Genomic DNA, 11,737 nt, shown 5'->3' with positions numbered 1-11,737 from the left:
GACAGGCCAACCACCCCAAATCCTACTTATTTATGGGGCTACTAAAAAGGTAACGGGGGGTGATGCGCTGCGGATCAATTTCACCAACTCCGGCGCGCACCCGCACACCATGCACTTCCACGGCGTCCACACCGCGGAGATGGACGGCACCCCCGGCATCGGCGCCGGCTCGATCGCCCCCGGGCAGAGCTTCACCTACGAGTTCGACGCGACCCCGTTCGGTACGCACTTGTACCACTGCCACCAATCCCCGCTGGCCCCGCACATCGCCAAGGGGCTCTACGGCGGCTTCATCATCGAGCCCAAGCAGGGTCGGCCGAAGGCCGATGACGAAATGGTGATGGTCATGAACGGCTACAACACCGATGGCGGGGATGACAACGAGTTCTACTCCGTCAACGGCCTGCCGTTCCACTACATGGACTTCCCCGTGCAGGTGAAGCGGAACTCGCTGGTGCGGATCCACCTGATCAACGTGCTGGAGTACGACCCCATCAACTCGTTCCACGTGCACGGGAACTTCTTCCACTACTACCCCACCGGGACGATGCTCACGCCGAGCGAGTTCACGGACACCATCTCGCAGGTCCAGGGCCAGCGGGGCATCGTGGAGATGCGCTTCCCCTACCCGGGCAAGTACATGTTCCACGCACACAAGACCGAGTTCGCCGAACTCGGCTGGATGGGATTCTTCGAGGTGAGCGAGTAATGGCGATTGAAGACAACCCGGTGAAGACAACGGCCCCCGCGAAAGGTTTCCGCCACGCCCCGGTGCCGCGCTGGCTGCTGGGTCTGGGGCCGCTGGTGCTGATCGCCCTGCTGATGGGCCTGTTCACGCTCCTGAACGGCCCCGGCCTGTCGAAGCTGTCCGAGGGGGTTCCGCCGAAGGAGGAGGTGGCCGTCGAAGAGATCCGCCTGCTGCCGGGCGAAATCGTCATTACGGCCCGCAACGAAGGACCGGACCCCGTCTCGATCGCTCAGGTGAACGTCTCGGACTACTACGCCACGTTCACCCAGAGCCGGGAGACCATGGCCCCGCTCGAATCCAGCACCCTGAACGTCAGCTACAACTGGGTCGACGGGGACCCCTACGAGATCGCGCTGGTGACCTCCAACGGCGGCAAGATCATGACCGCCATCGACGCCGCGGCCCCCAGCCCGGAACGCGGCACCTCGTTCTTTGGCCTCATGGCCCTGCTGGGCATCTACGTCGGTGTCATCCCGGTTGCCCTGGGCATGCTGTGGATGCCGTTCATCCGCCGCTCCTCCGACTCCTGGGTCCGCGTCCTGCTGGGCGTCACCGTGGGGCTGCTGGGATTCCTGGCCTTCGACGCCACCCTCGAGGGCATGGAACTGGTCGCCGAGAACGGCGCCTTCGGCGGAACCCTGGTGGTGTTCCTCGGCGCCCTGCTCGCCTACCTGGTCCTCGAAGGCACCGATGCGTGGATGCGCAGGCACCAGGACCTGAGTGACCTCGGCCAGCCCGCAGCGCTGCCGCCGCGGCGCCTGGCCCTGCTGATCGCGATCGGCATCGGGTTGCACAACATGGGCGAGGGACTGGCGATCGGATCGGCCTACGCCGTGGGGTCACTCGCCCTCGGGGCCACGCTGATCGTCGGCTTCGCCATCCACAACACCACCGAGGGCCTGGCCATCGTCACCCCATTATCCAAGGAACCGCCCCACCTGGCCCGCCTGGCGGTGTTGGGGCTGATCGCCGGAGCACCGGCCATCGCTGGCGCCTTGGTCGGCGCCACCGTATACCAACCGGCCCTGTCGGCGTTCCTGCTCGGCGTGGGCGCCGGCGCCGTGGCCCAAGTGGCCATCAAGCTTTTGCCCATGATGAAGGACCGGACTGGAAAGATCTTCACCCCCCTCACCAGCGCCGGCATCATCCTGGGCCTGGGCGTGATGTTTGCCACGGGTCTGCTCGTCCAGGCCTGAGACAGGCGGCAGGGAACCCCTCGGCTGCTGCGGGAGTTCCAGATGGTACACCGCGGGATGTACAGTCGTTGCATGCTGACCGTTTCTTCCCGACTCGACACAATGAACCGGCTCGAAGGCTCGGGTTCCACTGACTGGCCTTCCAGCGATCTCGGCCTGAACCGCTCCAACGACTCCAACGGCCAGACGTGTATGCGGGAACAAGGTCTGGTGGGTTCTCGGACGCAAGGACGATCCAACATGTTCTCGCTGGAAAATCCGCAATTCTTGCTGGAGCTTCGGGAAGACGCGAACCACTCCATCGGCACCCACGACAACGAGCTGGGCACGAACGGCTTCACCGAGCTCCACGGTTCGGCCCCGGCACAGAAAGGAGCCAACCGATGAGCCACGACCATGACCACGGCACGGCGACCACCAACCGAAAGAAACTTGCCTGGGCCTTCGGCATCACCGCCACAATCCTCATCGCCGAGGTCATTGGTGCGATCTATACCGGCTCCCTGGCATTGCTGGTCGACGCCGCGCACATGCTCACCGATTCCACCGGCCTGCTGCTGGCGCTCACCGCGGCAACCCTCATCATGCGCAAGCCCACGGCCAAGCGCACCTGGGGCTTCCGCCGTGCCGAGGTGCTCTCCGCGACCCTCCAATCGGCGCTGCTCCTGGGCGTGGGTGTCTATGCGCTGCTAGACGGCGCACGCCGGCTCTTCGAACCAACGGAGATCGCCGGCAGCGGGCTGCTTGTTTTCGGCATCATCGGCTTGCTGGGCAACGTTGCCTCGATGCTCATCCTTGCCTCCGGCAAGGATGACAACCTGAACATGCGCGCCGCCTTCTTGGAGGTCGTCAACGATGCCCTGGGTTCGGTGGCGGTGATCGTTTCGGCGATCATCATTTCCACCACGGGCTGGATGCAGGCGGACTCGATTGCCGCCATGCTGATCGCCGCACTGATCATCCCACGAGCGTTGAAGCTGCTGGGGGAGGCTACCCACATCCTGCTCGAATCCACGCCCAAGGGACTTGACCTCGAGGATGTCCGGGCGCACCTGATAGCCCACCCATTGGTGCTGGCGGTCCATGACCTGCATGCCAGTCAGATCGCCTCAAACTTGCCGATCCTCTCCGCGCACGTGGTCGTGGAGGACAAGGCCTTCCACACCGGTGCCGCGGCCACCATGCTGGGCGAATTGCAGTCCTGCGTGGCCGAACACTTCGAGGTCAGCATCGAACACTCCACCTTCCAGATCGAGTCCCTCAGCCACCAAACCCCGGAGCATGAATCGCACGAGTAGGAGATCCTCGGACCAACTCAGCAACAGGACCCTGGCCCGCCGAGCCTATACGATGATCTACCAGAGTCCCCAGGCCACCCATGACGCTCCTTGACAAAGCGCCCAGGCCAGTTATTTCATGGCGGGGCCAGTAAGTAAGTGTCATTAACGAGGAAAAAGTGACCCTGAACTGGGAAAACAAAGGTGTCTAAACCATCTTCTCAGCAGTCCATAGGATCACTCTCTCGTCGAATGACACGACCGCCGTTTACCCTGCCACATCAACCGAGAGCACAACCCAAGCACTCGTCTCCCCCGCAGGGCTCGCCACCCTGAGCGACCTGCTCAACGCAATGGGTTTCCGCAAACTCTGCGAAAACAGGCTCTCGCAATTCGTCCCGACCTTGGTAGTTCACCGGTCCGGGAAAATGGTCGCAGATTTGTCCCTGGGATACCGACCAACTACGGACAGCTCAAGGCCTCTTCGGGCAGATAGCCGCTAACCCACGTTCAGCAAGTTCTTCGCCAGAATCATCCAGCACCCGGGGTTTTTCGACTCCGCATTCACTCTACGTGCACCGCGAAGTACGGACCAAACTCTGGGCGGCTGCGGGCAGACGCAACCCAGCCCTACTAGCGTCCCAAACCGATCCTTTCACCATCGACATCGACGCGTCCCTAGTCAACGTCCATTAAGACAAGGAAGGGGCCCAAGGAGACTACAAAGGCGGGTACGGCTATTCACCGATGATCGCCCTACGGAAAAACCCAGGCACCGGCGAATCTTGGTTGTACGACTGCGCCAAGGAAATAAGGCAGCCAACTCAGCAAAAGACCACATCAGCATCTTGCCCGAAGCACTGGAACAACTACCCGATGATTTCTATGATCCAGACGGTGTGCTGATGAGTGAAAAGATAATGCTCCGCACCGATAGCGCCGGCGCCACCCGAGAATGCTAGAAGCATGTTGATTCGTTGCGCCTGCAATTTCCCTCCTCCTGTACGTTGCCCGTTGTAAAGCAACGCTTCGCGCGATGGATCGATCAGAAAAAATATTAGGAGCCAGCGCTCACCGCAGACGGTGAACACCGTGATGATGCGTGGGTGATTAATTCTTCCAGGGTCATTGAACTGGATGATTATCCGCTCGGAACGAGAATATATCTTCTGCTGAGCCGTTGCATCCGGGGAGCAAAAGCCAGCCTGTTCGATAGCGACGGGAACAGAGTTACCGCGTTTCTGACGAACTTTCCACGCTACGACCAGACATTTTTGGATGCTCGTCATCGCGCCCGTGGGCGGTGTGAAAACAGGGTCAAGTCGATGAAATCCTCAGGGCTGGGCGGAATGTCGCTTCCTTTGCGGCGAATCAAGCGTGGGTGAACCTGCCCATGTTTGCGTTGGATCTGACGTCATGACTGTAATTCGTGATACTGCCTGCGTGGCATCAGGCAGGATGTTGGGATGTGAAACGGTGGCGGTATCGGGTGTGGTCTCTGGCAGGGAAACCGACTACGGGTAGCCGCTGATCCCAGTTGTTTATCAGTGAGCAAGCGCCGGAAGGTCGACTAATCGTGTTGCTCAAGGAACAGATCAATGGATTGCGTCAGCACTGGATCACTGGTCTGCTGCGAACCTGAGCATTCAGGTGGCTATTCTGCGCTTTCATGAAAAATCTGGGCTAGCGCCAATGCCGTTTACATAACACGTTTACTTAACCCCCTTCGAGACTTGCTTCAACAGCCAGCCCGACATGTTCCGCTTCACCACCCGTGGGTACACCCTGCTCCGCCGCTCCGGCAATAGCTCATGCAGTAGCTCCGAATAGAACACAGCGAATAGATGACCATCCCGGGCAATTCCCGTTTGCCTCCAGTTCCCGTTTCCGTCTAAACTCAAGACATGTCTCCCCTCGTTTCGCGTCGTACATTTCTACTGGGCACGGGAGCAGGCGTAACGATGCTTCTGGCCGGCTGCACCCTCGGCAAAGCGGAGGCATTGTCCACCGCCGGGACCCTCGACTTCGCAAATCCGTTAGCCATTCCGCCGCTGGCCGAATCCACCGTTAGTTCCGACGGGGCACGGGTCTTCCGGCTGACCGCCGAAGCGGGAAGCAGCAACTTCCACCCGGCCGGACCCACCCCCACTTGGGGCTATAACGGCTCGTTCCTCGGCCCCACCCTTCGGGCTCGGCGCGGCGAGAAGGTGCGCATCGCCGTCAAGAACACCCTGCCGGACCCCACGACGGTCCACTGGCACGGCATGCAGGTACCGGCCCGCTACGACGGGGGTGCCCACCAAGTCATTGCCCCGGGCGCCGAATGGAACCCAGAGTGGACCATTGACCAGCCAGCGGCAACACTTTGGTATCACCCGCATGTCCACGGATCCTCGGAAGAACAAATGACCCGGGGGCTGAGCGGCATGTTCATTCTCGACGAGGACAGCCCCACGCGAGGCCTGCCCTCGGAGTACGGCGTGGATGACATCCCGCTGATCCTCCAGGATCGAATCATCGCGAACGACGGGTCTTTCAAGCTCACCTCGAACACGACCGCCGGGCTGCTGGGTGAGACCATGCTCGTCAACGGCACCGTGAATCCGTACCTGAACGTTCGCACCGAAGCCGTGCGCCTGCGGATCCTCAATGCAGCGACGGCCCGCGTCTTCAACATCGGGTTCAGCGACAACAGGATGTTCACGGTGGTGGGCACCGATGGCGGTCTGCTGCCTGCCCCCGTTCCCGTCGAGGGCCTGGTGCTCTCCCCGGGGGAACGCGCGGAAGTCGTGGTGCGGTTCAAGGCCGGAGAGCGCCCGGTGCTGCAGTCGCTTCCCCAGGAATTGGGCATGAGCGGAGACCTGAACATCGAGGCCGGCGGCAATGACAGCCTTGATCTGCTGCAGTTCCGCGCCACCGCGAAACTGGCAGCCGCTCCCACCATGCCTGCCGGCCTAGCCGCACCGGCCTCGTTTGATTTGGAAGACCCTGCCCGCACCCGCGTTTTCGTCCTCAAGGACATGTACATCAACGGAAAGCTCATGGACATGTCACGCATCGACGAGACCGTCGATGCCGGAGCCGTGGAAATCTGGCGTGTCAGCAACACTGACAACCTGGCACACAACTTCCATGTCCACGGCGCCCAGTTCCGGATCCTTGACTTCGACGGCGTTGATCCGCAACCCGAGTTCGCCGGATGGAAGGACACCGTTTTCCTCCCGGTGCGGGCTACTGCCCGCCTTGCGATCAAGTTCGGCCCGTACTCCGATCCGGTGATGCCCTACATGTTCCACTGCCATTTCATCCGCCACGCGGACATGGGCATGATGGGCCAATACACCACCGTCTAATACCGCCACTGTGGATCTGGACCAGGTTTCTTGGACGCACTACGACGAGAAACGAGCTGCAGGAAAACGGCACAACTAGGCTGTGATCGCATTGGCCAGGCGCCGTTGCGACGTTATCTTTGCGAGGCTGGGGGACGGCACCTGCTACGAGGTTCCAGATACATTAGCTGCTTGACTCGGGCCCTGGCAGATACCTGCCCGGTTCGTGACGGTGGGCTCAGGTTATTGTTCAATGCCCAGATTTCGTAGTTAAAATTTATTGAAGAAATCAGGTGAAACCCCTGCCGAAAAGGAGAGGGGCACCCCGGGTATGTGATGACTTCGACCGGCCAGCGGACTCATTCTGTCCCGGACAGACACCAGCCCACGCTCTTACGTCAGGGGTATCAGACAGGCGCCAGGAATAGCGGCCTTGGAGAAAATGAACTCCTCCAGGATTTCTTTCACTGCAGGAACGAAAACGCATTTACGCACTGCGCCAGAGCGGAGATTCGAACAGATCCATCGCGCAAAGCACGCTGATCTTTCGGTGTACGGCCCGGAGGACTTGGAACGGGTGTGCCATTTGCTCAATGGGCGTCCACGCAAGAAGCTCGGCTGGAAAATTCCAGCCGAGCTTCTTGGTGAACTATTGCTAGTGCCTTAGCCGTCTGGTGATGCGTCGACCGCTTGAATGAATCCGCCCGTGATCCAAGGATCGGGGCGAGGCGCTACTGCTTTGGCTTAGACGGAAGCTGCCGTCTGCGCCTGTACTGCAGGAACTGCTACCGGGTGGGTGCCGGCGATTGACTCAATCACGCGCACTACCTGGCAGGAGTAACCGAATTCGTTGTCGTACCAGACGTAGACGATAGCGTTCTTGTCCGAGACGATAGTCGCCAGACCATCAACGATGCCCGCACGGCGTGAACCGACGAAGTCGGTGGACACCACCTCAGGGGAATCGATGTAGTCGATCTGGCGGTGCAGGCTGGAAGTCAGCGAAGCTTCGCGCAGGTATGCGTTGAGCTCTTCCTTGGTGGTCCCGTTTTCAAGGTTGAGGTTCAAGATTGCCATGGAGACATCCGGGGTCGGTACGCGGATCGCGTTACCGGTCAGCTTGCCTTCGAGCTCTGGCAGGGCCTTGGCTACTGCCTTGGCGGCACCGGTTTCGGTGATCACCATGTTCAGCGCTGCCGAACGGCCGCGGCGCTCGCCCTTGTGGAAGTTGTCGATCAGGTTCTGGTCGTTGGTGAACGAGTGAACCGTTTCGACATGTCCGTGGATGACGCCGAACTTGTCGTTCAGTGCCTTCAGGATCGGGGTGATCGCGTTGGTGGTGCAGGACGCCGCGGTGACAATCTTGTCATCTGCGGTGATCCAGGAATCGTTGATGCCGTGGACGATGTTCTTCAGATCGCCCTTGCCCGGTGCGGTCAGCAGCACGCGGGCAACGCCCTTGGCCTGCAAGTGCTGGGACAAGCCAGCCTCATCGCGCCAGCGGCCGGTGTTGTCCACCACGATGGCGTTGTTGATGCCATGCTCGGTGTAGTCAACGGTGGTTGGATCATTGGAGTAGATGACCTTGATCAGGGTGCCGTTGGCCAAGATGGTGCTGTTGGCCTCGTCTACGGTGATCGAGCCGTCAAAGCGTCCGTGGACCGAGTCGCGGCGCAGCAGCGAAGCACGCTTGACGATGTCGTCATCCGAGCCCTTGCGCACCACGATGGCACGCAGGCGCAGGCCGTAGCCGCCACGTTCGATGAGGATGCGTGCCAGCAGGCGGCCGATACGGCCAAAGCCGTAGAGCACGACGTCCTGCGGCTCACTGTCGGAGGCGCCAGCCTGGCCGACCTTCTCGCCGAGTTCTTCGGTGAGGAATGCGTTCAGATCCTTCGATCCGGATTCGACGAACTTCTTGTTCAGCCGGCCCAAATCAACGGAAACCGAACCAACGTTCAAGGATTCAATTGCTTCAAGCATTGGCATCGTAGTGGTCAACGCCAATTCTTCGCCATCGATCCGGCGCACTACGCGGTGGGCCTTGATGATGTCGATGGCGGACTGGTTGATCAACTTACGGCCGTAGATCGAGGTCACCACATTGTTATTGCGGTTAAGACGTCCGATCAGTGGAATCATGGCCTCGGCGAGCTCTTCGCGCCCGCTCCATTCTTCCTGGGCAACGACAGACTGCTGGGTCACAGAAAATCCTTCCATTTCAGCCGACTTCCAGATCCATAAAGTCGGTTGGCACCGTGAGAAGCACCATTGCTTTTGCGGTGGCGCGGGGTAACAGGATCATCCCCGCAAGTACGTATCTATTCTAGACGGTGCACCCGCGAAGCGGAGCCTGACGCCTGTGAATCATCTCACCAGAGTGGTCAGTGAATGGGATGACCGATACGCCGGGTTCTGTCCGCTTGCGCGAAGACGATCATCTATCTACGACTGCCGTTGCCGACAGCCTCTAGCGGCCCACCCGACTGCATGGGGCGAACAGCCCTCATAACGCAGTCTGTCTGACCTTGCTCCGGGTGGGGTTTACCAAGCCATCCCGGTCACCCGGAATGCTGGTGGTCTCTTACACCACCGTTTCACCCTTACCAGGAAAACCTGGCGGTCTATTTTCTGTGGCACTAGCCTGCGGGTTACCCCGAGTGGGCGTTACCCACCACCCTGTTCTGTGGAGCCCGGACGTTCCTCGGGCCGTTTGCACGGCACGCGATCGCCTAGTCATCCCATTCGTTAACCATTCTAGCCCCGCCAGTTTGCTCGCGCCGACTCCCGCTATGAGCCGCTGGCCACATCGGTGGTCCCGAAACGGTATTGCTCCAGCAACCGCAACCAGACTTCGCTCATCGTGGGGTAGGCCGGCACCGCATGCCACAGCCGGCTCATCTCCACCTCGCCGACGATCGCTATGGTGGCTGCGTGCAGCAGTTCGGAGACATCCTGGCCGAGGAAGGTGGCTCCGAGGATCACCGAGCGCCGCTCGTCGATGACCAGCTTCGCGCGGCCAGTGTATCCCTCTGCGTGCAGGCTGGCGCCGGCCACGGCACCCAGATCCTGCTCGAGAACCCGGATGTCCAGGTGCTTGCCGCGCGCCTCGCGCTCGGTCAGCCCGACGGCGGCGACCTCCGGGTCGCTGAAAACCACGCGCGGCACGGCACCGTGATCCGCGGTAGCCGCGTGCGTGCCCCACTCTGAGTCCAGCAACGGGGTGCCGTGGTGCCGTGCGGCGATCGCCTCGCCGGCGGCGCGCGCCTGGTACTTGCCTTGGTGGGTCAGCAGCGTGCGCCCATTGGCATCCCCTACGGCATACAGCCAATCGGTACCCGCGACGAGCATCGTGTCATCCACGTCGAATCCGGACTGCGGATCCAGGCCGATGGCTTCCAGGCCGAGTTCTGAGGTGTTCGGGCGCCGGCCGGTGGACACCAGCAGCTCTTCGGCTTGCAGTGCGCTGCCGTCTTCCAGCTGGACGCTCACGATCCCTTGTTCATTTCGCGCCACGGACACCGGGGCGGCCCCTAGCCGCACCTCGACGCCTTCGGCGTCCAAAGCCTGGGCCACCAACTCGCCGACGAAGGGTTCCTCCCGGCCCAGCAAGCCCGAGCGGGCCAGCACCGTGACTTGCGAACCAAGCGAACTGAAGGCGAAGGCCAGCTCGGTGCCGGCCACCCCGCCGCCCAGAATGATCAGCCGGGGAGGAACCTTGTCGGCCGATGTCGCTTCGCGGGTGCCCCACGGCTTGGCTTGCGCCAACCCTGAGATCGGCGGCAAAACCGGGACCGAACCGGTGGCCACAGCGATGGCAGGAGCAGAATAGTCGCGGCCGCCGACCCGCACGATGCCGCGCCCAACCAGGCGTCCCGCACCGCGGATCAGCTCGATTCCTGCCGATTCCAGCCAACTGGCCTGCCCGTCATCATTCCAGTTGCTGGTGAACGCGTCCCGCCGGGCGAGGACCGCGCCGGCATTGATGCCGGCGGTTACCGCTTCCCGGGCTCCGGGCACTCTGCGTGCGGCACGCAGCGCATTCGAGCTGCGCAACAGGGCCTTGGAAGGCATGCAGGCCCAATAGGAGCATTCGCCTCCCACCAGCTCCGACTCCACAATGGCCACACGCAAGCCGTGCTTCGTTGCGTAGTCGGCAACATTTTCGCCTACCGGTCCGGCCCCGAGGACGATCAAGTCAAAGTCGTAGGATTGCTCGGGTGAATCCGACGTTGTGCCCTGCGCTGATGCGTTCATGTCATTTCCTCAGTGAGTGGACCGTTGAAGGCTTCTGATTTCAGCGTAACCAGAACTGTCCCATTCGTACATGCTCCGGCGGCGCAGCAGCCGGTCGCCGTGCAACGAAGGGCCGTTGATCTCCGATAAGCTGGAAGGCGTGCTTATTTTGCTGCCCCCTTCCGAAGGTAAAACCTCCCACGCCGAAGGCGCGGCGTTTGACATCAATGGCCTTTCCTTCCCGGAGCTTGTCACCGAACGCAGCCTCGTCCTGGCCGCTCTTGCAGAAGTTTCAGCGCGCGAGGACGCCATGGAGGTGCTCGGCGTGGGAGCGTCCCTGGCCAAGGAGGTAGCGCGCAATATCACCCTGCACACCGAGCCCGCAGCGCAGGCGCACGACATTTATTCGGGCGTTCTTTTTGAGGCGCTCAATTACGCCTCACTGGATACCGCGGCACAACAGCGTGCGGACGACTCCATCATCGTTGTTTCTGCCCTGTGGGGCGCCGTCCGTTTCGGCGACCGAATTCCGCCATACCGGCTGTCGATGTCGGCCAAGCTTGAACCGCTGGGCAAGCTGGCCAGCTGGTGGAAAAAGCGGCTGACCCCGGTCCTCGATGAGGTGGCCGGAAATCAGCTGATCGTGGACGCTCGGTCAAGCACCTACGCGGCAGCCTATAAGCCAAGTAATGTAAACAGTGTTGCCGTGAACGTATTCCAGATGCGCAATGGCACTCCGAAGGTCGTTTCGCACTTTGCCAAGCACACCCGCGGCGAGGTCGCGCGCTTCCTGATCCAGCAGCAGGCGGCCCCGCAGAATCCCGAGCAGTTGCTGGCTCTGGCGCAAACCAAATGGGATGCGCAGCTAGTGGAAGACAAGAAGGGCTTGGCACTGAATATCCTGCTTGCCGAGGATCATCAGTTCACTACGGCCAAGTAGTTCCCTGT

Annotated in this window: 8 protein-coding genes, 1 other RNA gene and 3 pseudogenes; 9 read left to right on the top strand and 3 right to left on the bottom strand. The window is 61.2% G+C overall.

Going from position 1 to position 11,737, the window contains the following annotated elements; translation table 11 throughout:
- From IEX04_RS10535 to IEX04_RS19210, 8 genes and pseudogenes are all read left to right on the top strand, one after another.
- Positions 1-709: multicopper oxidase domain-containing protein (locus IEX04_RS10535; RefSeq protein WP_188685631.1), on the top strand; the 709-nt coding region annotated here is incomplete at its 5' end.
- On the top strand, positions 709-1,944 hold the full coding sequence (locus IEX04_RS10530; RefSeq protein WP_188685629.1) for a ZIP family metal transporter: 1,236 nt from the start codon (positions 709-711) through the stop codon (positions 1,942-1,944). The genes IEX04_RS10535 and IEX04_RS10530, both read left to right, overlap by 1 nt.
- A 72-nt stretch (positions 1,945-2,016) precedes the next feature.
- Entirely contained in the window at positions 2,017-2,331 is a 315-nt protein-coding gene (locus IEX04_RS10525) for a hypothetical protein (RefSeq protein WP_188685627.1), read from the top strand.
- A complete protein-coding gene (locus tag IEX04_RS10520; protein WP_188685625.1) occupies positions 2,328-3,242 on the top strand; it encodes a cation diffusion facilitator family transporter in 915 nt (304 codons plus the stop codon). The genes IEX04_RS10525 and IEX04_RS10520 overlap by 4 nt, the downstream gene beginning before the upstream one ends.
- A gap of 215 nt (positions 3,243-3,457) precedes the next feature.
- Positions 3,458-4,863 (top strand): annotated as a pseudogene (locus tag IEX04_RS10515) (transposase).
- 319 nt (positions 4,864-5,182) lie between these two features.
- Positions 5,183-6,574 carry a multicopper oxidase family protein gene (locus IEX04_RS10510; protein ID WP_229677099.1) on the top strand — a complete coding sequence of 464 codons (1,392 nt, stop codon included), beginning with the start codon at positions 5,183-5,185 and terminating at the stop codon, positions 6,572-6,574.
- Positions 6,575-6,608: 34 nt separating this feature from the next.
- Positions 6,609-6,749: pseudogene (locus tag IEX04_RS19215) on the top strand (IS110 family transposase); the annotation flags it as partial.
- A gap of 336 nt (positions 6,750-7,085) precedes the next feature.
- Positions 7,086-7,220, top strand: a pseudogene (locus IEX04_RS19210) (IS30 family transposase); the annotation flags it as partial.
- Between the two features lie 77 nt (positions 7,221-7,297).
- On the opposite strand, the gene IEX04_RS10505 reads toward IEX04_RS19210, so the two are convergent.
- From IEX04_RS10505 to IEX04_RS10495, 3 genes are all read right to left on the bottom strand, one after another.
- Positions 7,298-8,758, bottom strand: a complete 1,461-nt coding sequence (locus tag IEX04_RS10505) for a glyceraldehyde-3-phosphate dehydrogenase (RefSeq protein WP_382344673.1) — start codon at positions 8,756-8,758, stop codon at positions 7,298-7,300.
- A 183-nt stretch (positions 8,759-8,941) separates the two neighbouring features.
- Positions 8,942-9,297: RNase P RNA component class A (rnpB, locus tag IEX04_RS10500), an RNA gene on the bottom strand.
- 46 nt (positions 9,298-9,343) lie between these two features.
- The gene (locus IEX04_RS10495) at positions 9,344-10,810 is read right to left on the bottom strand and encodes a dihydrolipoyl dehydrogenase family protein (protein WP_188685619.1); all 1,467 of its coding nucleotides are present in this window, start codon (positions 10,808-10,810) and stop codon (positions 9,344-9,346) included.
- A 139-nt stretch (positions 10,811-10,949) separates the two neighbouring features.
- Between IEX04_RS10495 and IEX04_RS10490 the strand changes: the two genes are divergently transcribed.
- Positions 10,950-11,729 carry a YaaA family protein gene (locus IEX04_RS10490; RefSeq protein WP_188685668.1) on the top strand — a complete coding sequence of 260 codons (780 nt, stop codon included), beginning with the start codon at positions 10,950-10,952 and terminating at the stop codon, positions 11,727-11,729.
- The last annotated feature ends 8 nt before the right edge of the window (positions 11,730-11,737 follow it).

Source organism: Glutamicibacter ardleyensis, from assembly GCF_014644555.1.
Classification (GTDB): domain Bacteria; phylum Actinomycetota; class Actinomycetes; order Actinomycetales; family Micrococcaceae; genus Glutamicibacter; species Glutamicibacter bergerei.
The sequence above is the reverse complement of the archived record's forward strand: the minus strand, read 5'-3'. Positions and strand labels throughout refer to the sequence as shown.